General features: G+C 57.9%; 22 protein-coding genes and 2 pseudogenes. 16 read left to right on the forward strand and 8 right to left on the reverse strand.

From position 1 onward, the window contains the following. The first annotated feature begins 467 nt into the window (after positions 1-467). The 6 genes from ACYQ47_RS18890 (at position 468) to ACYQ47_RS18915 (ending at position 5,365) form a co-directional block, all read left to right on the forward strand. Positions 468-1,202 carry a TrbG/VirB9 family P-type conjugative transfer protein gene (locus ACYQ47_RS18890; protein ID WP_459906519.1) on the forward strand — a complete coding sequence of 245 codons (735 nt, stop codon included), beginning with the start codon at positions 468-470 and terminating at the stop codon, positions 1,200-1,202. A 1-nt stretch (position 1,203) separates the two neighbouring features. After that, the gene (locus tag ACYQ47_RS18895; RefSeq protein ID WP_459906423.1) at positions 1,204-2,427 is read left to right on the forward strand and encodes a TrbI/VirB10 family protein; all 1,224 of its coding nucleotides are present in this window, start codon (positions 1,204-1,206) and stop codon (positions 2,425-2,427) included. A gap of 9 nt (positions 2,428-2,436) precedes the next feature. Continuing rightward, positions 2,437-3,459, forward strand: coding sequence for a P-type DNA transfer ATPase VirB11 (gene virB11, locus ACYQ47_RS18900; protein WP_459906424.1), 1,023 nt, complete (start codon positions 2,437-2,439; stop codon positions 3,457-3,459). After that, the gene (locus ACYQ47_RS18905; RefSeq protein ID WP_459906425.1) at positions 3,446-4,366 is read left to right on the forward strand and encodes a lytic transglycosylase domain-containing protein; all 921 of its coding nucleotides are present in this window, start codon (positions 3,446-3,448) and stop codon (positions 4,364-4,366) included. Before virB11 ends, ACYQ47_RS18905 begins: the two co-directional genes overlap by 14 nt. 42 nt (positions 4,367-4,408) lie before the next feature. Then, complete coding sequence (locus tag ACYQ47_RS18910) at positions 4,409-4,996, forward strand: hypothetical protein (RefSeq protein WP_459906426.1); 588 nt, start codon at positions 4,409-4,411, stop codon at positions 4,994-4,996. A gap of 129 nt (positions 4,997-5,125) precedes the next feature. After that, complete coding sequence (locus ACYQ47_RS18915; RefSeq protein WP_459906427.1) at positions 5,126-5,365, forward strand: hypothetical protein; 240 nt, start codon at positions 5,126-5,128, stop codon at positions 5,363-5,365. 49 nt (positions 5,366-5,414) lie between these two features. Here the strand turns inward: ACYQ47_RS18915 and mobF are convergent, their stop codons facing one another. The 4 genes and pseudogenes from mobF to ACYQ47_RS18935 all read right to left on the reverse strand — a co-directional run bounded on the left by mobF (position 5,415) and on the right by ACYQ47_RS18935 (position 10,776). Next, complete coding sequence (mobF, locus tag ACYQ47_RS18920; protein ID WP_459906428.1) at positions 5,415-8,492, reverse strand: MobF family relaxase; 3,078 nt, start codon at positions 8,490-8,492, stop codon at positions 5,415-5,417. A 16-nt stretch (positions 8,493-8,508) separates the two neighbouring features. Further along, positions 8,509-10,143: pseudogene (locus ACYQ47_RS18925) on the reverse strand (type IV secretion system DNA-binding domain-containing protein); the annotation flags it as partial. Positions 10,144-10,147: 4 nt separating this feature from the next. Continuing rightward, on the reverse strand, positions 10,148-10,369 hold the full coding sequence (locus ACYQ47_RS18930; RefSeq protein WP_459906429.1) for a hypothetical protein: 222 nt from the start codon (positions 10,367-10,369) through the stop codon (positions 10,148-10,150). Then, positions 10,369-10,776 carry a hypothetical protein gene (locus ACYQ47_RS18935; protein ID WP_459906430.1) on the reverse strand — a complete coding sequence of 136 codons (408 nt, stop codon included), beginning with the start codon at positions 10,774-10,776 and terminating at the stop codon, positions 10,369-10,371. The genes ACYQ47_RS18930 and ACYQ47_RS18935 overlap by 1 nt, the downstream gene beginning before the upstream one ends. A gap of 391 nt (positions 10,777-11,167) precedes the next feature. Here ACYQ47_RS18935 and ACYQ47_RS18940 point away from each other — a divergent pair, with 391 nt between their 5' ends. The 4 genes from ACYQ47_RS18940 to ACYQ47_RS18955 all read left to right on the forward strand — a co-directional run bounded on the left by ACYQ47_RS18940 (position 11,168) and on the right by ACYQ47_RS18955 (position 12,737). Further along, entirely contained in the window at positions 11,168-11,632 is a 465-nt protein-coding gene (locus ACYQ47_RS18940) for a conjugal transfer protein TraD (RefSeq protein ID WP_459906431.1), read from the forward strand. Next, positions 11,629-11,799 carry a hypothetical protein gene (locus tag ACYQ47_RS18945; protein WP_459906432.1) on the forward strand — a complete coding sequence of 57 codons (171 nt, stop codon included), beginning with the start codon at positions 11,629-11,631 and terminating at the stop codon, positions 11,797-11,799. The genes ACYQ47_RS18940 and ACYQ47_RS18945 overlap by 4 nt, the downstream gene beginning before the upstream one ends. Before the next feature lie 9 nt (positions 11,800-11,808). Next, positions 11,809-12,333 carry a StbB family protein gene (stbB, locus tag ACYQ47_RS18950; RefSeq protein ID WP_459906433.1) on the forward strand — a complete coding sequence of 175 codons (525 nt, stop codon included), beginning with the start codon at positions 11,809-11,811 and terminating at the stop codon, positions 12,331-12,333. 80 nt (positions 12,334-12,413) lie between these two features. Beyond that, a complete protein-coding gene (locus ACYQ47_RS18955; RefSeq protein ID WP_459906434.1) occupies positions 12,414-12,737 on the forward strand; it encodes a hypothetical protein in 324 nt (107 codons plus the stop codon). A gap of 200 nt (positions 12,738-12,937) precedes the next feature. On the opposite strand, the gene ACYQ47_RS18960 is transcribed toward ACYQ47_RS18955, so the two are convergent. Both ACYQ47_RS18960 and ACYQ47_RS18965 read right to left on the reverse strand, forming a co-directional pair. After that, the gene (locus ACYQ47_RS18960; protein WP_459906435.1) at positions 12,938-13,369 is read right to left on the reverse strand and encodes a hypothetical protein; all 432 of its coding nucleotides are present in this window, start codon (positions 13,367-13,369) and stop codon (positions 12,938-12,940) included. Positions 13,370-13,432: 63 nt separating this feature from the next. Beyond that, positions 13,433-14,347, reverse strand: coding sequence for an ArdC family protein (locus ACYQ47_RS18965; RefSeq protein WP_459906436.1), 915 nt, complete (start codon positions 14,345-14,347; stop codon positions 13,433-13,435). Positions 14,348-15,275: 928 nt separating this feature from the next. Here ACYQ47_RS18965 and ACYQ47_RS18970 point away from each other — a divergent pair. From ACYQ47_RS18970 to imuA, 5 genes are all read left to right on the forward strand, one after another. Continuing rightward, positions 15,276-16,463, forward strand: a complete 1,188-nt coding sequence (locus tag ACYQ47_RS18970) for a ParA family protein (RefSeq protein ID WP_459906437.1) — start codon at positions 15,276-15,278, stop codon at positions 16,461-16,463. 2 nt (positions 16,464-16,465) lie between these two features. Continuing rightward, positions 16,466-17,434, forward strand: coding sequence for a ParB/RepB/Spo0J family partition protein (locus ACYQ47_RS18975; RefSeq protein ID WP_459906438.1), 969 nt, complete (start codon positions 16,466-16,468; stop codon positions 17,432-17,434). Positions 17,435-17,751: 317 nt separating this feature from the next. Next, positions 17,752-18,936 (forward strand): Replication protein O, encoded by a 1,185-nt coding sequence (locus ACYQ47_RS18980; RefSeq protein ID WP_459906440.1) that lies wholly within the window; start codon positions 17,752-17,754, stop codon positions 18,934-18,936. Between the two features lie 686 nt (positions 18,937-19,622). Then, entirely contained in the window at positions 19,623-19,823 is a 201-nt protein-coding gene (locus ACYQ47_RS18985) for a cold-shock protein (protein WP_459906441.1), read from the forward strand. 1,945 nt (positions 19,824-21,768) lie between these two features. After that, positions 21,769-22,485: a translesion DNA synthesis-associated protein ImuA gene (imuA, locus tag ACYQ47_RS18990; RefSeq protein ID WP_459906520.1), complete on the forward strand. Its 717-nt coding sequence runs from the start codon at positions 21,769-21,771 to the stop codon at positions 22,483-22,485. A 160-nt stretch (positions 22,486-22,645) separates the two neighbouring features. On the opposite strand, the gene ACYQ47_RS18995 is transcribed toward imuA, so the two are convergent. Then, the gene (locus tag ACYQ47_RS18995) at positions 22,646-23,380 is read right to left on the reverse strand and encodes an HNH endonuclease (protein WP_459906442.1); all 735 of its coding nucleotides are present in this window, start codon (positions 23,378-23,380) and stop codon (positions 22,646-22,648) included. Between the two features lie 76 nt (positions 23,381-23,456). Here ACYQ47_RS18995 and ACYQ47_RS19000 point away from each other — a divergent pair, with 76 nt between their 5' ends. Next, positions 23,457-24,728, forward strand: a complete 1,272-nt coding sequence (locus ACYQ47_RS19000; RefSeq protein WP_459906521.1) for an IS256 family transposase — start codon at positions 23,457-23,459, stop codon at positions 24,726-24,728. A gap of 40 nt (positions 24,729-24,768) precedes the next feature. On the opposite strand, the pseudogene ACYQ47_RS19005 reads toward ACYQ47_RS19000, so the two are convergent. Beyond that, positions 24,769-25,122, reverse strand: a pseudogene (locus ACYQ47_RS19005) (IS6 family transposase); the annotation flags it as partial. Between the last annotated feature and the right edge of the window lie 3 nt (positions 25,123-25,125).

Here is a 25,125-nt window from a genome sequence, read left to right on the forward strand (position 1 = left end):
AGAACACAGCCTCGTATTGTGAAGTGTGGTGCTTCGCTGCGTCTGCCGCGACATCCGATCGATAAATGGACCACTAATTCTTCTTGCAGAATCTCCCTATTTAGCAAACTCAAGCCGTCGGTCGTGCCAATGAAGGTCGAGCGCCTACACGCGCTTCTCAGAATCAGACCCACGGTTTTGCGGTCGAAATCGTGGCTCGTAATCAATCCAGCAAGTAACCGCACATCGCTCTCCGATTGTGTCGTCCCGTTGCCTTCCATACTTTCGATAGCAAAGTCAAGCCGTTGAACGTGCTGGCAGTCACGCGGTAAAACTCTGACGTCGTCCTTTCCAAGCGCCAGTTATAAAAAGCCTCTGGCTGATTCGGGACCGTTATCAGCACCATTCAAATATTCATGTAAACGTCGTCCAATGCTTGGCTCGCGCTAATCAGCAGCGTGACGATTTCGCTGATTCCAGCCTCATCAATGGCGGCCAAACTCCCGCACGCGCTTGTAACGGATGATCGCGTCAAACAGGTGCCTTATGATCCGAATCAAGTGTACGAGGTAGTCGGCACATACGGTTACCAGACCTCTATCGAGTTTGCCAATGACGAGGTCGTCAAGGTCGTCTCGTTGGGTGACTCGATCGCCTGGCAGACGGTTCCCTACCAGAATCGCTTGTTCATCAAGCCGGTCGAGCCGAATGCGGCAACCAACCTGACCGTCGTGACGGACAAGCGCACGTATTACTTCAAGCTCACCAGTTCGAAGGCGCGCATGACGCAGACGTTTCTCGTGCGTTTCTTCTATCTGAACTCAGGTTCGAACCAAAATGCGAGCTTGAGCGGCATGGCCGGCGGTGGCCGGACCGACGCAAGCACAAGCAACGGGATTGATCCTGCGCGACTGAACATCGACTACGGTGTGTCGGGCGACAAAGCCACCATTCCGCTCAAACGCGCATTTGACGATGGGCAGTTCACTTACTTTCTGTTCGATCAGAACGCCGAGATTCCCTCGTTCTACACCGTTGGCCCGGACGGTACTGAGTCCGCGGTGAGTCCGCGCAGGGAAGGCCCGTATATGGTCGTCAAGCGCACGGCGAGCCTCTTCACGCTGCGCAATGGCGACGCACACCTGTGCGTACAGAACAACGCGAATCCTTATCACCGTGCCGATATGAGCACCGCTTCAACGCTCGGCGCTGTGGAGCACTGACATGGCAGATCCGAACAACAACGCTGCCGATGACCGCGAAGCAGCCGTTCGCGAGTGGGAGAAGCAGGCGAATGCGTCGATGGTCGTCGACAATCGTAAGAAGCGGTTTGGTGGCGTCGCCATCGCCGCGATCGCGGTCGGTGCCATCGCGGCAGTTTGGGTGGTCAAGCATAGCGGCAATGACACGGCGAAATCCGCCGCGACCAGCGATATCTCGCTTCCTGACCGGAAGCCTGTGCCGAAGCTCAAGGATCGTGAGCAGGCGAGTACTGCGTCTGTCGCTGCAGCCCCCGCGCCAACACCGGCAAGCACGGTTCAGGCCGATGACCCGATGAAAGCTCAGCGGGAGCAAATGGAAATGCAGCGTCGAGAACAAGCGCGACGTCTGCTGGAAGCTCGCATGAAATCGGCCATCATCCCGCCAAACAGCGCGAATCAGCCGGCAGGCGCTCAGCCGCAGCCTGGATCAGATGCAGGCGGCCAGGTTCGGCAGAACGCTGGGATGTTAGGGGGCGCGTCGGGTAATCAGGGTCCGCAAGATGCCAATTCGCGCTTCGCACGCGCGGTAAGCGGCAACGCTGTCCCGGTGAGCATGGCGAGCCAGATCGACAACCTTCCCTACAAGGTCTTGCAGGGCGAGTTCGTCGAGGCGGTACTTGAGCCGCGAGCGATATCTGATCTGCCGGGTCAACTATGCGCGCTGGTGCAACGCGACGTATACGGCGCACAAGGCCGACTCAAACTGATTCCGTGGGGCTCGCGGGTGTGCGGCACGTACAACGCGGAACTGCGCAAGGGCCAGGATCGTCTCTTCGTCGTGTGGAACACACTACGTCGCCCGGACGGCGTGCAAGTTGCCATTGACAGCGCTGGCGGCGACCAACTTGGAACAGCGGGTATGGGCGGCATTGTCGACACCCATTTTGCTGAGATCTTTGGCATGTCCGCACTCCTGTCGATCATTGGAGCGGGCGCATCGAACGCCGGTGTGAGTTCGGGCGATCAATACAACTCCGCCTCGCAGTACCGACAGTCGGTGCAACAGGCCGCGGCACAGTCGTCGCAACAAGTGCTTTCTCCGTACATCAACATCCAACCCACCGTCACGGTACCTGCGGGCTCCCGCGTGCGCATCTACGTCAACAAGGATCTGGACTTCACGTCGATCTATAAGGAGCAAATCGACACGGCGAAGCACGTTGATGGCGTGACGTTCATTCAATGAGGAGGAGACATGTCGCAAATTGCCTCCTTCCGGGCCAAGCTCTCTTTGTTGGCAGACTATCTCGATGACAAGGAGGTCACCGAGATCCAGGTTAACAAGCCCGGCGAACTCTGGCTTCGGAAGAAAGACGTCTACTACGCCGAAAAGATCGAAGTGCCCGGCCTGTCGTATCAGCTTCTGTCGTCATTGGCTGATGTCACCGCCTCCTTCAAGAGTCTTGAAGTGGACCGGGACAGCCCGATTCTCTCGGCCGAAATACCAGTAAATCTCGACGATGGCGTTCCTGATTTCGAGCGCGGAACCTATCGGGCGGAGATGATCCTCCCGCCCGTCGTTCCGGAGGGAACAATCGCGATGACGATTCGGAAGCAATCTCTGGTTCGGATGAGTCTGCCGAAGTACCTGGAGCAAGGCGCGTTCCGTTTCGTGAACGGCGACGTGGTTGACGAGCCATACTCGGATGCACGACTGCAGGAGATGTATCGGGAGAAGCAGTGGGACGTATTCCTGCGCGGCGCTGTCCTCGCGCACAAGAATATTGTCATCTCTGCTGGCACCTATTGCGGCAAGACGACATGCCTCAATGCGCTGGTACAGGAAATACCTGCGCACGAACGCATCGTCACAATCGAAGATTCCCGAGAAATCGAGCCGGCGCAGCCGAACTGCGTGCGACTGTCCTACGCCCGCCATCAGGCATCAGGACAAGCTGCGGTGACGCCGACCACGTTGCTTCGCTCGTGCATGCGGCTCACACCTGACCGGGTGATCATGGGCGAGATCCGCGGCTCGGAGGCGGTCGAGTTCGTGAACATGCTCAACACCGGCCACAAAGGATCGCTCACCACCATCCACACGGATTCGCCCGCCGAGATGTACGACCGGTTTGGCGAGCTGATGGACGGCCATACCTCGATGACACGCGAACAAATCATCGAGCGCGTAAAGCGGCGTATCGACGTTGTTGTCCAATGGAAATACACAGAGCGCAACGGCCGATACATATCGGAGATCCTTTATGCGGGCGCGTGACGTCTCATCCATAGTCGCGGCGACAGGGCTGCTAATCGTCTGCCCTCAGTTTGCTGGTGCGGAAACGACAGCGCCGCCCCTGCCCTTCGAGAAGCTGGCCGCCAATTGCGCCCCCTGGGTTCATCCAACAACACTCAAAGGCGTGGTGAGTACCGAATCGGCAGGCAATCCCTACGCGATTGGTGTCGTGGGCGGTCGGCTCGAGCGTCAGCCGCGCAACCTGACGGAAGCGGTCGCAACCGCACGAGAGCTTGAACGCCAGGGATTCAATTTTTCGATGGGCCTCGGTCAGGTTAATCGATACAACCTTGCGAAGTACGGCGAACGCTACGAAACAGCTTTCGAGCCGTGCCGCAACCTCAAGGCCGGCGGTGCGATTCTTCGAGACTGCTATCGACGCGCGAGGGCACGAATACCCGACGATCAGCAGGCGCTGCGCGCGGCGTTCAGTTGCTACTACTCAGGCAATTTCACGCGTGGCTTCCGGCCAGATCGCGCGGGTCAGCCAAGCTACGTACAAAAGGTTGTCGCAAACGCGACAGACACTGCCGAACCGATTCCCGTCGTGCCCGCAGTAAAACGAGATAGCGCCAATGTAGGCGTTGCGGTGCGACGGGCGGCCATCTCAGCGCCTGCGAAGCAAGCGGCCCCGCCAGCGCAATGGGTGATGTTTGCGGACGGCCAGTCGAGACGTGACCAAACTTCCGACCATCCTGTCGAGGATAGCGGCAAGGATCCGGCGGTCAAGGTGCGACTCGCGACACCGACCAGAGGCTCAGCGGTCGAAGCCGGCCCGACTCGTCCCGTCGCCGCGTCGTCATCACACGAAACCCAGCCTGTCCCTGTCCAGCGATCACCGTCATCGACCATGCAAGATACTGCGCCGTTCGTGCAGTTTGTAGATTGACGCTTCTCGCTCACGATATAAGCGCCATTGGGAGAAGAAAGGATGAAAAAGACCCTCGTTGCTCTGTTTGTGCTCGGCACGTCGATGTCGACGCAGGCCTCGGAATACGGCTGCAAGGTGTTGCTATGCCTCGCGAACCCCGCATCCAACGGCGGCCCCAAAGGCGTAAGCGAGTGCGTGCCCCCCATCAATCAGCTCTACCACGATCTGAGCAAGGGGCGACCGTTTCCGAGTTGCGATCAGGCTGACGGCAACGATGGATCGAGCTATGCCCGTCAAGTCTATGATCCGTACGATCCTTGCCCGGCACCCTTGCTCCCCGCCGAACGTGGCGCCTACGTCGTCCAGGGCCACAAAGGATCGAGCGGTAACAAGGCCCGCTGGTTCGGGGGCGATAGAACGTACACGCTGAATGATCGACCGCAAGTCTCGGAGTCATCCCTCAATGACGGCTACGCATCTGGCGCACGGGCGTGTGTCGGTCAGCGGATCGGATCGTATGTCGTGGGTAACTACGACAACACATATACCGTTGCCGTGTTCGACAAGGTGCTCTGGCAGCTACCGCAAAACCCACGCGCCATCGACGTCTATATCGACAATGGGTGGCAACAGCGCGTGCGTTGGTGACGGATGTTCGCTGGGTGTTCGACAGCTTGCTAATCTCGCTTAATTGCCATGCGAAAAGCAAATTTGACAAGAGACGCCATATCTACAAACTCGGCAGCGCTCAGCCCATCTATAAACGGAGCACGACAGATGACCCGTCCGCTTTTCATCCGCCTCGCCGATGTAATCGCCTTCGTAGTGGTCACTTATCTGATCGCCGCTATTGCCACAAAGATGTTGGGTCAGATTGCCAGCTGGCCGGACCCGGGACGTTGGATCGCGATTTTCGTGGTCAGCACCTTTGCAATCACCTGCGCGATCAAGATTAGACCGATCTCGCGATGTCTCGTTGATTTGATCCATCTGCCCTTCGACCGTTCGAAGGATTAGCGGACGCTCTCAAGTGCTTGGCGGGCACCCATCAACAAGTGTTCGTCCGTCAAAGCGAAGCCTCTCCAAATCGAGCATAGTCTGAGGGTTTGTGACCGTTGGCTGGTTGGCTGCGCCGGTCTCCGAGCGATTGACGTTCCAACCCTTTCTTACCCTCCGCCGCGCCTCGCGGATGCATGCCTTGCCCGCGGCGCTGCAGTTCGCGTTCTCGCTGAATGACCAGCGCTGTCGTCTTGTCGAAGCGGCGTGCGATTGCAGCCGGCAGCGATTTCACCGAATCGGTGTAGACGCGTGCCTCATACCGCGCTCGGCTGATGGCGACGTAATACAGGTTCATCGACGTCGTGCGGCTCTTGGTGTCGAGCGCGATCAGGGTCCGATCGTTCGTCAGCCCTTGCGAGCTATGGACCGTGGAAGCATATGCGTGCTCCAAGTGAAGGGGTCGGCTGGTCGGTAGCTCCAACGACCGCACAGGCCGACCATTGCGTTGCTCGACCGATTCGAGGCTCACGACACCACCGATTACGCCCCCGACGCCTGTGACGCGCATGCGGTCGCCGTTGGTGAGATCACGACCCGCGTCGTTACGGTTGATCCGTACCGTATCACCAACAGACAACTCCGCCCGCTCAAGGCGATAGACGCTGAGCTGCGTCACCTTACGCGGATTGATCGTGGCCGTGGTGCCGTCTTGCCGCGACAAGACTAGCGCGTTACCAGGGAGCGCCTCCGTGACCCGATACGTTTCGCCTCGCATCAGCCCGGCCTTCACGTAATCCTTCTCCGGTTGAATCACCATGCCGGGCTGATAGCTAGGCGCGAAACGGCGCTGCGCTTGCGTCATGTCCACGCGGGTCAGCGTCTCAAACTCGCGTCCGGTACCCGTGAGCGCCAGCGACTCGCGCACCATTTTGTTGATTTCGCGACGTGCCTCATTTGTGCCGGCGACGATCAAGGTTTCACGGCGTTCAGCATCGGTGAGCTTGATGTAGTCATTCACGATCGCGCGGTGTCGCTCCGCCGGCTCTTTCAGTTCCTCAACATGTTTGAGATGGGCGAGCGATTGGTGCACGCGGCTCTCGGCTGCGTGTTCGACGGCCGCTTTCAGTTCGTGATCTTTCTGTCGCTGTATTTCGCTGATGCGCGCGGTCTGCATGCCATTGTGCTGAAGCTGGGCGAATGGTTTGCCTGCCTCGATCGCCTCGGTCTGTTTAGTGTCGCCGATCAACACCATTCTCGCCCCTGCCTTTTCAACGGTTCGCATCACTTGCTCCATCTGGCGCGCACCGACGACGCCCGATTCATCCAGCAAGATGATCGTCTTGCTGTCGACCGGTTTTTCCTTCGATCGAAGAAAGCTCGCGAGTGTGTGCGCTTCGAGACCTTCGTTCTTGAGCGCCTTGACCTGATTGCCATACGGAGCGAGCGCGACCGTGCGGTAGCCCTCTCCCATCGCCGAGGCCGATGCCTGCTTGATGAGCGCGACGGCTTGATTAACGGTGTAGGTCTTCCCGGTACCCGCGTCGCCCTGAATGCCTACAAATCGATTGCTCGTGGCAATGATGGTCTCAACCGCCGAACGCTGCCCCGTATTGAGCGTGGAGCGTTCGAGTGCTGACCGAACGGCGGTAACGGCCAAGATTGGTGCCACAGCGCCGCGTCCGGTGCGCTCGATTGCAAGAATGGCCTTTTCACGGGCAAGCGCCTGTTGGGTCGTGTAACGCTTTTCGGCCGGAACGAGCGAGCCGTGTTTGATTGCCGCGTTGACATATTGCTGCGCCTGCTTATTCGACCACCCCTTGAGCTCTTGCAGATAATGTCTCCAACCGGCGGACGAAAGCGCGGGTCCGTCCTTCCGATCCGCCATGCGATAGGCCGGCACCGCCTCGATCAGTGCGCCCTGCCCGACCAGACGCTTGATCTCGGTGCGCACCTCGCCGGGACCGGCTAATCCGACGGATCGGCGCAGCGCGGTCGCCATCAAGGCGCTCTCCCGCACAACAGCTTCGCGTTCGGTCAAGTGGTGAATCGCGTACTGCACGACCGCCTGCGCGGGCGTAATTCCCGCTGGCAGATTCGTAGCGGCAACGCGGTCGCGCTCGCCGGAGTCAGTCCGTTGCCCGACGCGACCATCGACGCTGCCGTTCATCTGTCCCTCCGGCATGCCACTCGTGTCGGCGATCTCAGCTTGCCTTCGGTGTTCTCGGCCGTCCTTCGCGTCATAGCTGCGCCCGTCGAGCCGGGAACGCGAACCGTAATCGATACCGAGCTCGCGGCTTTTCTCGACCCAATATTGCTTGACGATCTCGCGATCGGACTCGTCCTTACGCGGGCGCGTGGCAAACGCAATGACCTGCTTTTCGAGCGTGCTCGCGCTTGCGCGCGTCTTGCCCTCGTTCGCCAACGCCTCTTCGATCACGCGACTGCGCGCTGAAAACGCTTCCATCTGGTCGCGGCTGATGTGAGCCAGCTCAAAATTGCCTTTGTCGTCGACGAGACGGATCGCGTAGCCAATCGCCTGCAGGCCCTTCGCCAGTTCGGCCTTGTAGATCGCGTCGACCTCGTGCTGAACACGGAATATGTCCTCGTTGGAGAGGGCGCGCCATGCGCCGTCGGCGCGTCGCGTCATGTTCATCACGACCGAGTGCGTGTGCAGCTGGGGATCCTTCACCCGGCTCATCTCGTGTCGGAACTTGGCGATGGTCATGTTGCCCGTGCGCTCACGGTAGCTCTTGCCTTTGACCTTCTTGCGCGCCTCGGCCAGTTGCTCAACCTGCTTAAGCGCGCGCGTCACGGCACGGTCGTGGGCTACGGTTACTTCGCGGTCGCCGGCGACGAGCGCTTGCATCGACACCGACTTGGGGGCCGAGAACGTGAGATCGAGCCCCATGCGCTTTTTGTTGTCGACGGGGTCGAATGTGGTCTGGATGCGCTGGCCGTTGGGAAGCTGTCCATCCAGGAGACGCGAGAGCTGTGCCTGTTCGATCGGCCCGGTGAGCCGCAAGTGCCGCGCTCCTTCGCCCTGCCACTCGCCAGGGTTCTCCTTCGCATAATAATCGTCGGCAGACGAGAAATAATGTGCTGCGGCATACTGGTTGTTGCCGCGAATGGGCGTCACATTGAGCATGGCCGCGCCTCCGGCACTTGATCTCGATTGCGGTGGCGCGATGCGGATACTTGACGTAGGCCAGCTTGATCTTTGCGATCGGAAAATCTTCGCCGAACATGACGTAACCCTCCAGGTCTTTCAGGAACGAAATTTCCGAATCCATCACGACGGGTTCTGGCGGGCTGGTGACCATATTGCGGCTGCGCCCTCCGCCGCCGCCCCCGGCACCGCCGCCTGCGTTCGTCGTGATCTGGACTCGCTCGACCTGATGCTTGCCGAGGATCTTGCTCGCCTTATCGGTATTGAGCGCGTTCGAGCCGCCGAAAATGAGGTAATTTCGAAAGCATCCGAGCAAGGTTCGCGCAGCATCCTTGCCATAGGTTTCATCCAGTTGGGCCCAATCCTGAATGGACGCCGCCATGCGCAGACCGTGCTTGCGGCCCTTGGTTGCGGCCGGCACGAAGGATTCGAGCTTGCCGAGCGACTCCAGCTCATCGAGGAAGAGCCAAAGCCGACGCGCAAGCGGCACGGCACTGTCGGGGATGCTCATGATGGTGGCGCAAATCGTGTCGATCCACGCGGCCACGAGCGGGCGCTGTGTCGTGCGCATGTCTTCACGCCACGTGATGAACAGGTTGCCCGCGTTCGGATCGTGCACCCATCGGTAGAGGGAAAACTCGCCCTTGGACATGAACCGCAGCGGTCGCACATACTTGTTCATCATGAACTGGATCGAGGCGACCGCTTTTTCCGCGTTCTCGCGAAAATATCCCTGTGAATCGGTATTGGCGAGGAACGCCTGAATGACCTCCCCGTCCTCACGCACAAGGAGATTGACCAACGTGTCCTGGTCGGGGTTGTTGGTCTCGACCAACTTGCGCATGGTGTCGGCCAGTACATCGCGCGTGTACGCGCACCACTGCTCATCGGTCGGATCCAGTTGCGGGGGAATGATGCTTCTGGCCATCCGGTCGAAGTCATGCACGCCCCGGATCTCGTTGAAGAGCGTCCAGCCGGCCGAACGTTGGTCAAACGGGTTGAGAATGACGTCGCCCGGAAAGCTGAACTTCGAATAGAACGTGCCGTTCGGGTCAACCACGGCCATTTTGTCGCGGCGCTTCACAGCCGACGCGATCATGCTTTCCATGGCGACCGACTTACCCGCGCCGATGGTCGCGCAAATCAGCGTGTTCCGGTTCTCAAGGTGCAACGGCATTGGCATCCGACCGATCATGATGGGCGGCAAGTCCGTTGCCCTAGCTTTTCGGCCCAGCCTTGGGGTCGCGGCCTCTGGCTCCAGCGCTGCCGCGCGCTTCAGTTCAGAGCGAAGGCGGCGATTCTCACGGCAATTCGCGGCCTTCACCTGCTGTTTGACACCATGCCAGTTCGCCATGCGCGCACCACGCAGCCACCGGTGGTATCGAGCGCCGCGGAAGCCGTCGTCGCCATACTCATGCAACAGATACGCGGTTGTGGCGGCCAGGCTAAGACCGAGCACGACACCAATCGCAATGAGCGGGTTGTGCGGCGTCATATGGAGCGCAACGGTGAGCGCTTCCGGGAGCGGGCGCAATGGCACGTCCGCAGCGTAGGTACCGGCCAGCCACCCGGCAATCGGTAAGCTGACGCCAAACAGCAACGTCGCGTTTTCCGCTTCGTGTTTCTGCATTGGCCTAGCTCCCGCTGCGCCTGAGGATTGCATCACATCGCCTGTCGAGCCACGTGGCCAGGATCTGTGCATCGCGAGCCGCGTCAACGCAATCGCGCCGCAACGCGCTGAGCAGCGCGTCGCGCAGCCAGTAGCTGATGCTGGGTGAGCTGAGCGCCGCCTGAATATCGGCGTCGACCTGCTCGATGGGCTCGATAGACCCAGTCGGGTCGGTCACATCAGACATCACGATTCCTCCGACAAGCGAGCGATCAGCGAAGCGAGTTCCGGAGATGAGGCCGCGAGCAACTCCGCAGGCATAGTGGTGCCAATCTCGGCGTCTTTGCATGCAAGCACGAGATCATTGAGCTCGCCCGTCGTCGCCTTCTTGCGCATCAGGAAGAGCAGCGCGGCCAGCAGTGTGTGCGAAGTCACTTGGCTACGCTCAATCTCTTCGAGCCGACCGTTGAGCTCCTGGCGCTCAGCCCATGTTTCCATGCTGTCGCGAGCAGCGTCGCGCTGGTTATCACGACTCATTGCCTTATCGCGAATATATTTCGACAGGTGCTTATAGCCCGCCAATGCCGCGGCCTCTTCGACCCTGCGGCGATCCTCCTCTGAAAACCAGACGGGGATCGATTTGCCTGTGCTCATGCGTGGTTATCCCTGTTGTTGAAAATAGAGTAACTCATTCTTCTTACCTATAGTATTGTCTATAGGCATCAAGTGAGCAAACACATAGCTCTCCTGCGAATTCCTATAGCAACGCTATAGAGCCAAAGTAGTGTCACTTTTGATTTGAGCCCGATAAAACCAAGGCTTTGCATCCCCGAAGGGGGTGCGTGGTGTGTATTGAGATTTCTGGCCTGTTAAGGGCAGGGATCTCTAGGGGTTAAGGGCGTGATAGTCGACTAGCCCGAAGGGCGTAGGCGAAAAAGATGCGAGGCAGCAGCAGAAAGGTTGCAAAACAGAGGCAAGTTGATAGTATGAATAATGCGTATCAGATGCAATAGGACTGCGTATCAATAGCTCGGAGGATGCATGAATGCCGCAACGTGACGTAATGCAGGCTTTGACAGCACTGGAGCCAAAGACCAAAGCGGCGAAAGTACGCGAGGTGATGCCGTTGATCGAACAGAGGATCTCAGCGGGTGTGCGGATCGCAGATATTCTGAAGGCGCTAAGAGAGAGTGGAATCGATTTGACTGAGGCCACATTGAAAAGCTACTTGTACCGATACCGGCAGAAGCAGCAGGTCGAGCGAGAGACTACAGCGCATAAAACTCAATCCAATGCGCAGCATTCCAGCGCCACTGATCCAGTGTCACAACGACACCACTCTGATTTATCTTCGGTCACCGATTCAGATTCATCGGAGCACGCAACGTCACACGGTCCGATCTCGATGCAAGAGCTTGACCGATTGATGAAGCCTGACCCAGCAGAACAAGCCGAGAAGCTCGCACGTTATGAACGCCTGGCCAAACAGCAACGAAGGAGTCGCACATGAAAGTCGCCGTAATCAACTTCAGTGGCAATCCGGGAAAAACCACGCTGGTCGATAATCTGCTCGCGCCGCGCATGAATGCGCCGAAGTTCGAGGTCGAAACGATTAATGCAGGGTCGTCTAGTACCAACGCCGAACGACTCAAGGGCAAGGACTACGGGGGGCTTTAGGAGGATTTGATGACGCTCGACTCCGCCATCGTGGATGTAGGGGCATCGAACGTCGAGGAATTTATCAAACAGATGAGCCAGTTCGACGGCTCACACGAAGAGTTCGACTATTTCGTCGTGCCAGCAGTGAGCGAGAAGAAACAGCAGATCGACACGGTCAACACCATTGAGACACTGGCTGGGCTCGGCGTTTCCCCGAAGAAAATCCGCGTGGTGTTCAACAAGGTCGATCTTGAAGACGCGAGCGATGTGCCGCGCTTGTTTAGTACGGTGTTTGGCCTTCACGCGGAGCGTAAGTGCTTCACGCTAAAGCCGGAGGCGGCGGTTTTCCGAAACGAGATTTTTGAGCGGCTGCGTGTGCTTAAGAAGAATGTGTCGGAGATCATCGCGGATGCGACTGATTATCGGGCCATGCTTCGCGAAGCGACCGACGAGGACATGAAAGCGCGTGCCGTCAGCATGATTTCGGCGCAGCGACTCGCGAAGTCCGCGCATAAGAACCTGGACGATGTGTACAAGGTGCTGTTCAAGTAACGGGGGACGTCATGGGTGGCAACATATCCACCGCACGCGAAGCGCTGATGGCGGAGCTTTTACAAGATGCCGATGCGCTTGTGCGCCGCTTCGAACAGGCTGATGAAGCGCTATCCGGCAAAATCGAGCGGGCAACCACTGACGCAGCAGGCAAGGCGTTTCTTGCGGCGAAGCTCAATTTCGAGTCGGTGATCGAGCAGAATAGCGACAAGCTCACGGAGGCGGGCCGCGTAGCGGCCGCGCAGATCGGAAATCAGCTTAACAGTGGCGCTGCGCAACTCGTAATCGCGAACACCGCACTTGAACGCAAGGCGCGGCAGCTCGTGATGTTACTGGCTGTCTTCGCGCTAACCGCCGGCATCGTCGGCGGCCTCATCGGCAGTAAGCTGGCGGGCGCTCTGTGAGAAACAAAGCGTGCGGCGGAAGCTTATTCTAGTCACCACTGATTTGTGAGCACTGCCATGTTCTGAGACCGCGCCCAGAACTACTTGCGAAGCGCGGTAGCTCACATTGCGGCGATGGCGTTGATAATCTCTCGACGGCGCGTTAACCTCTGCGGAGGTGCGCGCGCCCTCCCCGCCGGTAACTCGACTGTCGGCTTGCATCACTTGTCGCCGTTCGCCGCAGCAATGACAGCTTTCGCGACATGACACGCGGCGCAAAGCCGCTCCACAAGATGTTCGTTGCGTCCGGTTGAGCAAACTAGTGCATGGACGAGGTCGTCGGAGCGCGAGACCATTTTCTGCAGACTCTCGAGTAATGCCGGTGACGCTTCGCACAGGAGCCAGGCGGTGCGTCCGCCGTAGCGCATAAACGCCCCATCGAGCGTGACGCCCTCCGCAATGCTTCGACCAGCATCGTCCAAAATGGAGACGATGCGCGCGCAGGCGGCGTTACTGTGGTCGTGCTCGGTGCAAATTTCCACAGGATCACAATGCTTGGCTACCGAGATCGCTTCGGCCGCCGTCGACGCTTCTATTTGCGTCTTGCCGTAGTGCGGCACATTAACCGCATAAACAACAGTGAAGTTGGTCATGAATCGTGCCCCATCAATTCCAGAAGCAGCCTGAGCGTTTCGCTCAGGCCTTCGTCATTGCCCTTAAGCTGCTTGCTGTTCGTCTGCACCTTGCAGAGAGAATAAAAATTCGCAGGCCTTTTGCGCCTGACTGGCGGCCGTGAAAATTGCCTTCTTGTCTGCTTTCAAGACTTTGAGCCAGTGGTCGAGGTAAGCGGCGTGATCGTCGCGAACTTCCGGTGTCAATCCCAGCTGCGCGCAAACGAAGGCGGCACCCATCTCGGCAATCAATTCTTCCGCGGCGTACGCATCGTCGCCAAATCGCTTGCCCAGTTGACGATTAAGACGGGTCGTATGGCTGGTCCAGTGGGTGATTTCATGCGCCTTCGTTGCGGCGTAGCTTTCCGGCGTCTCGAAGGCGTCAGGGATAGGCAACTGCACAATGTCTTGCGACGGTGCGTAGTACGCCTTATTTCCGCCATGTCGAGTCACAGCGCGAGTCCGGGAAAAGAATGCTTCTGCATGCTCAATGAGTTCGAGTGGCTGCCTTTGAACGGTTTCAGTTTGAGCGCAGTATTCGGCAGGTAAGTTCTCAATCTGGTCGACGTTAAACACCGTATAGCCCTTCATGAAAGGGATCTCACGCTCGATCTCGTCGCCGTTCTCGGCAGTCTCGCTTTTAGTCAATTTGCTTGCATAGACAACAAGGCTTCCGTGCTCGTTCTTACGTACGTTGGCGCCAAGCACTTGTGCTTGCTTAAATGTCATCCAACGATTGGACTGAAAGCCTTTGTCGAGCTGCTCACCCCAGAGGAGCAGGATGTTGATGCCTTGGTAAGGAACACCGTTGCGCCGAACAGGTACCGTGATGCGGTCATCGACATTCGCGCCGCTCCAAGGCTTAACCCATGGCCTGACGCCGTGCTCAAGGTCGGCGAGGATTTTTTCTGTCATTCGGGTATAGATGTCGGAGAGAGGGGTTTTCGTTTTCGCTGTCATGGTCTTTCCTTTAGGTCTCGGGGTGGATGTGCTGGTGTTGCGCACATGCACCCGACGACCGTCGGGCGACGACCGGGGAGGCAAGCTGCAAGGGCTGGACGCGGGGAGGGGGATCACCCGGGATTTTTTCGGCGGTTTTCCGAAAAAATTTTGGGGAAGCCCCGCGGCCAGGGCGAAGCCATCTCCCTTGTAGCGCGCCAGGGGCAGAGCCCCTTAGGGGAGTTCTTCTAGATAATTCTTTGTTTTAGGTGTTGCGAAAGGGATCGTTACCGAATGGCCGGCACTTCAGGCTCGGGGAGCGAAGCGAGTAGAGCCCGGTCCGCGTCCGCGGATTCGCCCATGGTCTGGCGGAAGACGATCTAAAGGTAGGGTCTGAACAGACGGTTAGTTGTGTATCTAACGCTTGTATTTGCAATATGAGAGGGCAGTTCGCGTCGCCGCATGAGCGGGAGTATCGGTAGGCACGTTCGTGGTGGAGCCTTGGAAAGATTCGCCGAACGCAATGCGCGGTCGATTCAAGCCGGCGATGGATCCGGCCGTTCTTCGAGAGTTGGTGGGGCCACTAGCCCCCGGATGTATGACGGCTAGCAGGCTTGATGTATTGAAAACACGCGAAGGGCAAAAGCGCATTGATGAGCTGTTATTTGGCTTGCACCGATACCTTCGTCCGCACCGCGCGCCTTGTGCGGACGTTCAGTCCGCTGAGCGCTGAGACCAGGCGCCGACGTTGATTCATGCAGGCAGGCCGATCGCTACTTCAACTTTTTTCGAGATATTCGCGGGAAATCGCCGCTGGCCAGGCGTTACGGTAAGTCGTCAGCTGCAAAGTTAACTTGCGTTTACTTTTCGCAGCGACTAATCTTCGAACAATTCGACCGGTTAGGTCGAAATATTCTGAATCGGTCCACTGGACGCTACGGGTAGAACGATGGACACCATCAAAAAGCTCAGGGCAGGGAAAACGACCGGCGCTGATCTGATGCATTTGGCAAAACTGTCGGACGGCATGCTGCAGAAAATCCGCGATGAGATGCTCGAGCCCTTTCCTCGTAAAGTGCCGCCCATCATTTCGTCTGCTCGACTCCAGGAGATGTGTGGAATCGATAAGCAGCGCATGGGCTACGTGCTTAAAAAAGGCGAACTCCCCGCAGGCACGCAAGCCAAGCCCGGCTCCCCTCGCCAGTTTACGGTCGAGGAGACGATTGCATGGATTCGCTCTGAGCGCAATCCCCTCCCTCGCAACGGTCCGGCGAAGGTCATTGTTGTGGCGAACTTTAAGGGCGGTGTGACAAAAACCACGACCTCCACCCTTCTCGCTCAAGGTCTCGCAATGCGTCGAGGTCGCCGCGTCTTGCACATCGATCTTGACCCACAGGGAAGCGCAAGTACGCTGTACGGCATCAATCCGCATGCTGAGGTCGATTCATCCCAAACCGTCATGCCCTTGATCGAGGCTTATCTTGAGGGCAAACCGTTTGATATGACCGCCCTCCCCGTCCCGACGTACTGGCCCAACGTCGACATCATCCCGTCCTCTACCGAGCTGTTCAACGCGGAATTCATGTTACCCGCACGAGCCGCTAGTGACGGAGACGTTCGTTTTGAGCAGGTTTTGCACGACGGATTGTCGCAACTGAAAGATACCTACGACTACATCATCGTCGATACCGCGCCGACCCTAAGCTATCTTACGATAAATGCGATTTTCGCAGCCGACGGGGTTATTGTGCCAGTCGTGCCAGATATGTTGAGCTTTGCGTCGATGGTGCAATTTTGGCACTTGTTCGGTGATCTGATCAACGGGATGCAAGCGTTCGACGATGGTCGGGCAAAAGAGTTTGACTTCGTCGACGTCCTTGTTACCCGCATGACATCAAAGCCCGCCGCGCAGATCCTGCAAGGCTGGATTACACAGATCTATGGTTCCCGCGTCGTGCCTATTGAGATTCCTGAATCCGACCTGGCACGCAATACAAATATGCGATTTTCGACTTTCTACGATCTCGGGCCGAATGACGTCGGAGCCGAAACGCTTCGCCGCATTCGCAACCCGGTAGATCAATTGGTCGATCGCGTAGATGACAAGGTGTGCGCCATTTGGGCACAGGAGGAGTAACAATGGCTTCGTGGATGAAGGAACAGGCCGCCCGGGCTAAGAATATTCAGGTGACGGCAGAGGACAAGGAAAAAGCGTTGGACGTCCAACCGGTAGCGCCTCGCACAGCGCCGGGCCAACTAATGCAGCTGCAGGCCACCGCGGAGCGACAACGCAGAGAGATCGCCGAACTCAAGTTGCAGCTTGACAAAGGTGCAAGGGCTAAACGCCCTATCGCGAAACTTCACGAGGTTCCTGGACGCCGTCGTAAGCTTACCGCCGAGCAATATGCCGAACTTAAAGCCAACCTGGCCAAGCATCCGCTAGTCCATCCGGTAATCCTAGAAGCACGCGAAGACGGCGAATGGAATATCAACGCTGGCAACAACCGCGTTGCGATCTATAGAGACTTAGGCATCGAGGAGATCGATTCGATCGTTTCCGAAATGGAGCCGGATCAAGCCGAAAGACTGGCCTTCTTTTCCAATCTCTTTGCCCCTTCCCTTTCTGACTACGAGAAATACTGGCATTTTCAGCGCCTCCAAGAAGCTGCAGATGCATTAACTCAACAAGAGTTGGCCACGGCAGTTGGATTGTCAGAATCGCACGTCAGCAAAATTTTTGCGTTCGATGGGTTGCCAGCTGAAGCAAAAGCGGCCCTCGAAGAACGTCCTGAAAGATTGGGCGCCGACGCCGCCGCTCAACTCTCCCGGGCACATTCAGAAGGGCGAACAAGCGAAGTTGTCAAAGCTGTTGAGCGCCTAATTAGGGAAGAGCGTTACACGCAGAAGGAAGCAGTTTCGAGCGTGCAGGCTAAGTCCGTGAAGAAGCAGCCTGCCGTAGAGACGCTAATCGTTAAGCGAGGAAAGAAAAACTATTGTGAGATCACCACTCGCGGTGGTGTGATCGGTGTACGTCTGAAAGTGGATGCAGAGCGCGCGAACGAATGGGCCAAGGAAATTCAGACCCTAATCGAATCGAAATTGAAGTAATCATTTTCGGCGCGAAACTCGTTTGCAATCAGTAACTTAAGGAATGGGCAAGCAGCCCTAAGACGCGACAAAATTTCTAAGCCTCTGTTTTTATTGATCTTTCGTGACGAAACCAAGACTGATGCAAACTAAAGCCTGAAAGACAAAGGCCCCCAGCTGGAAACTGAGGGCCTTTGCATAAGTGGGCTTGGCTGGAAATCCTAGCACCACACTCCCCGGCTGGAAACCGGAAAGGGTACAACGCTCAACCCGGAGTGTAGCGCAACAAGATCGACAGTCAAGCGAAACCAACCATTTACTGTAATGGACCGCTAGACATGTCTATCGCGCAACGCTTCGTTGCTGGCGAGGGTGAAGTACATCCCGAAGATTCAGCCGCCCTCACTGCCTTTCGCTGTGACTCAACCAATCTGCCCTGGATTATCTTCCGTGCGGCTTTCCGCGCCGCACACATTGAACAGATCCCACCGCGCGCTCGCGCCGTACTGTCCGCCCTCGCCCGAACGGTTGACGCGGCTAAGCCCTTCGCCGCCATCTTCGCCCGTCGCGAGTTGCTCACGGGACGTGCCCTCCAATCCATGCGGACGCTCTATCGCAGCCTCGATGATCTTGAGGTCGCCGGTCTAATCGATCGTCGGCCACAGGGTCGCTATGTTGAAGCAGGGTTGTTCGGGCGCGCATACCTACACCTGACGGAGCACGCAGCGACCCTCCTTGGTCTGGTCGAACCTTCGCACACGCACGAAAGCGAAACTGCAGAAATGCTCTCGTCCTCAGCGCTCTCCCCGTCCCAAGCTTCATTGCCGGTACCGTCTGCCAATGTGGCAGACGGTGGTTTATATAAGGATCTAAGCCCTTCTATTTTTCAAAAGAGACAACCGGGCCAATTGCCTGCGGATCTTCAACGCCTGCGCGGCCTGGGTTTCTTTGATTTCTTGATTTTCAAACTCATGCGCGAAGCGCGCGAGCACGGCAAGCGTCTCTCAGATGTCGTGGAAGCCACTTGGGATCACCTAAAACTTGCCAAGGCACCGATCAACTACCTGCGCGCACTGCTCCGCAATCCGGTCGATTTCGCCCACCTCCTGCGCCGCAAAACTGCGGACAACGTTGCCAAGCAAGCGCGCCAGCAACAAGACGCCGACGGCCAGGAGATCGCCCTTCAACACGCTGGGCGAACTTTCATCGATGCGGACAATACACGTCAGTTCGTGCTCGGAGCCGGCGGAGATTCGCTGACGATCTTCAGCCTCACGGAACGAGTTGGACGGCAAGCTGCGGGCTGGATGCCGTCATTCGCCGCTGCATTGCGCTCCGGCAAACTTCGCCCGGCCACAGGGCTTGACCTCGAACGCTTTGCTAACGCGCAGCAGGAAGCACTCGGCGACGTACGACCATCGAGCGTTCTGTTGAGCACGTCGAGGCCACCGCTCACGGGTGCGGTTCGCGACCATATCGCCGGTCTGCGACACCTGCTTAAAGTGCGGCGCGCGGGTGCGTGACGCGGAATCGACATTTCTCGGCGCGAAGCCGGACCGGTGCCGGACAGCGGTGCCACAAGTAAGCGAACGCGGAGCACGACGACGCGCAATCCAAGCAAGGCCAGAATCGACCGACCCGCGATCTTGGATGCAAATGCAACTACCGATCTGATTTTCTGGAGCCCGCGAAACGGTCGTCATCAGCAGCAAATCGACCGAAGAAATCATGGCTTGCAGGGCTGCGGGTACCGTTCGGAGGGACGAAACGGTTGGTCGCAGAACCGTCTCTAGAGTTCGAGCACGAGCCCACGCCGACCACGTCGCGAAAACGGGTTCAGAAGCTGGGAAGGGCGGTGAAGACGCCGGTAGACATCGGGTCACGTCGGCGCGTTCGATCTCGTCTCTTCGCATCGGGTCGCAGGGGAGGGCGGAGCGACCGCATCAGTCGTTGAAGCGCCGATCACGTTACCAGCCGTTTTGGTACCGGACTGACGTCGTGGATGGCCCATCCCGCCCCGTTCGATAGTTGGTCTGGGGGTGAGGGGGAGGATGGGCGATTTTCGTCAAGCCTGATAAGTCGAATTATCGGGATAGACCGCTCTGCTCTCGTCGAGTCGCGCCGTTGCGCGTCTAGATGCACTCAATCAGGATCGCTTCCGGCGCTTGCGAGGGACGCGCCGTTCTCAACTTTCAAGGCAAAACACAAAATGGCAACTAGTACGGTCAAAAGGTTCAATGATGCAAAGGGTTTCGGCTTCATCACACCGGATGCGGACGGTGAGGATCTGTTCGCACACTTCTCGGAAATCCAGTCGAACGGTTTCAGGTCGCTCGCGGAAGGGCAGAAAACCTACGAAGAGAAAATGGGTCCGAAGGGTAAGCAGGCGTCGAACATTAAGCCGGCATAACAATATGGTCCTGGCGATATAGGGGTCGTCAGGACGCTGGACGGACAGGGCAGGAGACGTTGAGCCGACGATCGACGGCCATAGGGTGAAGTAAAAATCCAAGCCCGATCCGCACCTGCTGCCGCCCGCCAATTGCCTCGAATTCCCTCGCTTGCGAAGAGTTTCAGGTATAAAGCCTGCAAAGAGAACTCGGAAAATGTAACGGAGTCCTTATCGGTTTGTGGTTTGCCTGCCAGCCGAAGAGTGTGGCGACCGTGAAACAATATGCAACATTAACAAGGCGATCTAACTAATTGTTTTTGAAGAAATAAACCTTATGACGCAACGTTTCAAGCTGATTGTTTCACGGAACAACCGCATAGCGCGCCAATTTCCCAAGAGTGACGGCGAATTTTCACGCCGGCTGGAGAGAACGTATCAATCCGAGTGAGATTCGTAGTGTTTGATACAAACGCCGGGATTTGACCTAGATGATCGGCAACCGACCTAAGTCCGTCGCAACTTCGTGACTCAGGGAAGTGCCCATCGAAATTGAAGAAAGCTATCGAAAAGAAGATCATGATAAGCAATATTATCGGGATAGCAGTTCGACGGGCGTCTTGCAGCGACAGAAAGTTAGGTATCTGAAATTCTTAAAGCCGGGCAAATCACGCCCTATCTTAACGAGGTGAAACAGGAGCGTACTCCGATGAAACCGCAAACCGGCGTCGCAACAGGTCTTCGTGATATCGCGATGTTGGCTCAGACATCAGAGATGCGCCGAGACCCGGCGCGTGTTCGTGATCGACGTCTTTATCGAATGTGGACAACATCCGGAATCTGGCGAAGTCTGTGACCGTGGAGCGAGGGGCCAACCGCTAGGCCGATTGTTTGCCCGCCAAGAATGAAAGCGTCCCTCACCCCTCTGCTAAAAGTGTCCCTCGAGCGGGGTGATTTTTCCCGCAAACCATTACGGGGCAAGGCCGGGGACACTATCATTCGGCGTGGTGCACGCTAATAAAAAAACCCCCGTTTAACCCCCCTCTGATTCCAGGAAAAACCGCCCCCTGCGCCCTTGAGGGACACTATTAGCGGGGGGGTGATTTTTGGGGCGTTTGGGGTCAGAAAGCCCTCCTTCTACCCCGCCGCCCCCTCCATTGCATCCAAAATAAGCCACTCGACCGCCCCCTCCGGGTAGTCCTGTGGCCACCCCTCTGCGAGCAATTCCACCGCACCCCGAACGCGTTCCACTGCGTCTAGCGCTTCGTCTCCTCTGTAGTCATCGCTGCCGCCAGTATCGCCACCGCCGCCCCGGTAGCTTCCCTCTGCCGACATTTCCTCCGTCAACCGCCCGGACTCCTTCAGCTGCCCCGACTGCTTCGAAGACCCCGCCTGCTTCAGCTGCCCGGACCGCGGCAACTGCGCACACTGCCCCGCCGGCGCCGACTGCCTCAGGCCCACCTCCCGCATTGCTCCCAAAACCGCCTGCGCACAACCAACTCGGTCCAGCGCTCGGCGAAGTCTTTCCCGCATCTCGTCCCTGAGCCCAAGCTCTCTTGCGACCACTTCAACGTCGCTCGCAACATCTGCTACCAGGACAGCCAAAAGCTCCAGCAGCCTTGCCGGCAATCTGCGAGCAAAACTGCCACCGCTGTTCGGCCCTGCCTCTCTGTTTTCATGAAAGTCATCCATGCGACCAGATAGCGAGCGGCACTTATATGAGCGCAGACCGCCCGGGCCGCTAACACGCCTTGCCGACATTGAAGTTGGGCATTGAGACGCGCGGCGTCTCAATGCCCAACTAAATTCGGCCTTGGCGGCAAAGAGCGTTACGACGACGCCGGGGCATCGCCGAAACAGGGGAGAGTGGAAATGAGAATTGATGTGCCATGACGTTGCCGACGTCCAACATCAGTCGGTCGCCGGAAGAACCGGCCGCCACGTCACTCAACAGAGCTTGCAAGCAATTGCAACCCTCCCCAAACACATTGAGGACATTCACCCGTCGATTTGGAGAGGGTCTCAACTTGCTCGCGCTTACGGAAAGACTGTCGAAACCGGCTACCCCGAACTCTCCGCAGAGTTGCCAGGTGGCGGTTGGCCTGTGGGTTCGCTTGTCGAGCTGCTCGTTCAACAGCCTGGAATCGGCGAGATACGCTTGCTGCGACCAGCTCTTGCGACTGTGAGCAAACGACCGCTCGTTCTGCTTCAGGCCCCACATGTCCCCAATGCTCTTGCGCTCGCATACCTCGGCCTACCGTTTGAGAAGCTCATGCGGCTTCGTGCGCCGAAAACCGCGGACGCGCTTTGGTCGGCCGAACGCGTCCTGAGTGCCGGCACCTGTGGAGCGTTGCTGTTTTGGCAGCAGCACATCCGAGCGGAATCGCTTCGGCGACTTCATCTTGCGGCCCAGTCGACAGAGACGCTTCTAGTTCTGATTCGACCGCTCGCGTCCGCACAGGACGCCTCCCCAGCTACCTTGCGACTTGCGGTCAGACCTGCCGACGGCGGTATCGATGTGAATGTCGTCAAGCGAAGAGGACCTACGCGAAGCGAGAAGCTGTTCGTTGCACTTCAGCCATCACCTGTGCTCTTGAGTCCGCATGGGCGCGCAAGCCGGGACGCTCAGCGAGCGAACATATTGGATGCCATAGTGGAAGCGGACGTCGCGGCGACCAGATGAGTAGAAGGTAGCGAGAGTGTCCGCGAGAAACGATACGGCGGGTACAAGTGCATAGATAACGAGACGTTTCAGCGCGTGCACGTCCGTCGAAAGACCACACCCTCTCTGAGATGGCGGTTCTTCGCACGAAGCACCCGGACTGCAACGACTCCCCCTGACGTCAGCCAATGAAGACGTTTTCTCGATGCCATGCCAGAAATGCCGTTTGCTCATCCGTAGCCTGCGTCAATAATCCGCCCTCTGACAGCCCAAGTTGTTCACGGTCCAAGCCGCTCAACCTGTTTGACAAAACTAAGTGTCCAGAATCGCTGAACGTCGCAAAGCCTCTATCGAACACAGCATCTAGATGAGGCGCCAATAGCAGTGCGTTGGCGGGATTGAGTCTTTCGGTATCAGTGGCGCGCGCCCACGGCTTGATGTGCGAAACACGCAGGAGCGTCGAGACCGATAGACCTGTCACTGCGCAGCGGCCTCCACAGGTACGCAGACGAAACGCACGGAGTAGGTCTTGCCCGATTCGTTTGCGCTCTAAACGCAACGCTTCAGTTGTTTCGGGAATTTCGCGTACCAACTCGTTGAAGCGGAGGAGCAACGCGCTTGCATCTGAACTCAGATGCACTGGTGTTGCAACAGTTTCGTCCTGAAGTTCCTTGGCGCTCGCGGATTGTTGGGCGCTTTTGCGAGGGTCTAACAAGCCCTTGCGTATCAGCCGTACCTGCCCCAACAGCGCTTTTGCTGACTCGATATCGGCGAACCCGATAGTGGGCCAGCTCTCTTCTCCCTTATGCTCCGCACCGCGCCTGCCAGACGCGATTTCCGATTCGAACCACTCTATGACCCGGACGGGGCCACACGGCCCAATATCTTGTTTAGGTGAAAGCGCGAGTTCGAACAAATTGCCGCGTGCATTGGACCTATCCGTAATTCTGTGGGCGAGGCATATTATGAGAGGTGAGGTAAAAGTCATGGATATGCCGATGAAGAAGAAACGCACCGTCGCTTCTCAGGCAGCGGCCCGAGGGCCGCTACCTGCCCTTCCGGAAGGTCTGCTGGATGACCTGGTCAAAGGCCCGATGACGCCCACCGAGGTCCAGGACCTGATGCTGGCGTTCAACAAGGCACTCATCGAGCGCGCGATGGGCGCCGAGATGAAGATGCATCTGGGCTACCTGGCGGGGCAGCCGAAACCCGACGGCCAGGACAACGAACGTAACGGCGCCAGCGGCAAGACGCTCATCACCGATTATGGCCCGCTCAGGGTCGATCTGCCGCGTGATCGTGACGGCAGTTTTGAACCCATCCTGATTCCGAAACACGAGCGCCGTTTTACCGGTTTCGACGAGCGCATCATCGCCATGTACGCGCGCGGCATGAGTGTGCGCGAGATCCAGGCGTTTCTGGCCGAAGCCTATGGCACCGAGGTTTCGCCCGATTTCATCAGCTCGGTCACCGACGAAGTCATGGCTGAAGCGCTCGCCTGGCAAAGCCGTCCGCTTGAGCCGATGTACCCGGTGGTGTTCTTCGACGCGCTGCGTGTGAAGATCCGTGGCGACGGCGTGGTGAGCAACAAGGCGGTGTATCTGGCGCTGGGCATTCAGGCCGACGGCCAGCGCGATGTGCTCGGCCTGTGGATCGAACAGACCGAAGGTGCGAAGTTCTGGCTGAAAGTGTTCAACGAACTGAAGACCCGGGGCTGCCAGGACATCCTGATCGCGGTGGTCGACGGCCTGAAGGGACTGGCTGAGGCGATTGGCACGGCGTACCCGCGTACGGCCGTGCAGACCTGCATCGTGCATCTGATCCGCAACAGTCTGGAGTACGCCAGCTACAAGGACCGCAAGAGCGTGGCCGCAGCGCTGCGCCCGGTCTATGCCGCCGCGAGTGAACAGGCCGCTCAGCAGGCCCTGGAGGCCTTCGCCGAAGGCCCGTGGGGTGCGAAGTATCCGACTATCGTGCAGTCGTGGCGACGGGCGTGGGAGAACGTCACACCGTTCTTCGTGTTTCCGCCGGACATACGCCGTGTCGTCTACACCACAAACGCCATTGAGAGTCTGAACATGCAACTACGCAAGATCATCAAGACACGCGGCCACTTCCCCAATGACGAGGCCGCCATCAAGCTGCTGTGGCTGGCATTGCGCAACGTGCTGGCAAAGTCAGTACGCGCGGCGTTCGACTGGTCGTCCGCGATGAACCAGTTTGCCATCCTGTTTGGAGAGCGTTTTACCAACGCACTCGGGTGACTCCGCTAACCGCCTCGCACACAAAAATGCGGACAGGTTCTTTGGCGGCGGCCTTGTCTCGCCGCTCTTGCACCAGGATGTCGAGTTCGGCGCCATGCTCGTCCACCGCACGCCACAACAGGTACGGCTCTCCACGTAGCGTGACGAACATCTCGTCGAGGTGCCATGTGCTACCTGGTTTGCGTCGCGCTGCTTTCACCCGGTGGGCAAAGCCCTTGCCAAATTTATCGCACCAGCATCGGATCGTCTCGTAAGTCACGATCACACCGCGCTCATAGAGCAACTCCTCAATGTCGCGCAGGCTCAACTGGAAGCGGAAATACCAACGCACGGCGCAACTGATGACTTCGGCCGGAAAACGGTGACCGCGATAGAGCGATTTTGAGTTCTTCATCAC

The organism is Caballeronia sp. HLA56 (assembly GCF_054655155.1).

Excerpts from the sequence above, each read along its gene's own strand:
- ACYQ47_RS18930 (WP_459906429.1), bottom strand. The coding sequence starts at position 10,369 with ATGTCTGATGTGACCGACCCGACTGGGTCTATCGAGCCCATCGAGCAG.
- mobF (WP_459906428.1), bottom strand. The coding sequence starts at position 8,492 with ATGCTCAATGTGACGCCCATTCGCGGCAACAACCAGTATGCCGCAGCA.
- stbB (WP_459906433.1), top strand. The coding sequence starts at position 11,809 with ATGACGCTCGACTCCGCCATCGTGGATGTAGGGGCATCGAACGTCGAG.
- ACYQ47_RS18905 (WP_459906425.1), top strand. The coding sequence starts at position 3,446 with ATGCGGGCGCGTGACGTCTCATCCATAGTCGCGGCGACAGGGCTGCTA.
- ACYQ47_RS18980 (WP_459906440.1), top strand. The coding sequence starts at position 17,752 with ATGTCTATCGCGCAACGCTTCGTTGCTGGCGAGGGTGAAGTACATCCC.
- ACYQ47_RS18895 (WP_459906423.1), top strand. The coding sequence starts at position 1,204 with ATGGCAGATCCGAACAACAACGCTGCCGATGACCGCGAAGCAGCCGTT.
- ACYQ47_RS18915 (WP_459906427.1), top strand. The coding sequence starts at position 5,126 with ATGACCCGTCCGCTTTTCATCCGCCTCGCCGATGTAATCGCCTTCGTA.
- ACYQ47_RS19000 (WP_459906521.1), top strand. The coding sequence starts at position 23,457 with ATGCCGATGAAGAAGAAACGCACCGTCGCTTCTCAGGCAGCGGCCCGA.
- ACYQ47_RS18890 (WP_459906519.1), top strand. The coding sequence starts at position 468 with ATGGCGGCCAAACTCCCGCACGCGCTTGTAACGGATGATCGCGTCAAA.
- ACYQ47_RS18970 (WP_459906437.1), top strand. The coding sequence starts at position 15,276 with ATGGACACCATCAAAAAGCTCAGGGCAGGGAAAACGACCGGCGCTGAT.
- virB11 (WP_459906424.1), top strand. The coding sequence starts at position 2,437 with ATGTCGCAAATTGCCTCCTTCCGGGCCAAGCTCTCTTTGTTGGCAGAC.
- ACYQ47_RS18940 (WP_459906431.1), top strand. The coding sequence starts at position 11,168 with ATGCCGCAACGTGACGTAATGCAGGCTTTGACAGCACTGGAGCCAAAG.
- ACYQ47_RS18935 (WP_459906430.1), bottom strand. The coding sequence starts at position 10,776 with ATGAGCACAGGCAAATCGATCCCCGTCTGGTTTTCAGAGGAGGATCGC.
- ACYQ47_RS18960 (WP_459906435.1), bottom strand. The coding sequence starts at position 13,369 with ATGACCAACTTCACTGTTGTTTATGCGGTTAATGTGCCGCACTACGGC.
- ACYQ47_RS18985 (WP_459906441.1), top strand. The coding sequence starts at position 19,623 with ATGGCAACTAGTACGGTCAAAAGGTTCAATGATGCAAAGGGTTTCGGC.
- ACYQ47_RS18945 (WP_459906432.1), top strand. The coding sequence starts at position 11,629 with ATGAAAGTCGCCGTAATCAACTTCAGTGGCAATCCGGGAAAAACCACG.
- ACYQ47_RS18910 (WP_459906426.1), top strand. The coding sequence starts at position 4,409 with ATGAAAAAGACCCTCGTTGCTCTGTTTGTGCTCGGCACGTCGATGTCG.
- ACYQ47_RS18965 (WP_459906436.1), bottom strand. The coding sequence starts at position 14,347 with ATGACAGCGAAAACGAAAACCCCTCTCTCCGACATCTATACCCGAATG.
- ACYQ47_RS18975 (WP_459906438.1), top strand. The coding sequence starts at position 16,466 with ATGGCTTCGTGGATGAAGGAACAGGCCGCCCGGGCTAAGAATATTCAG.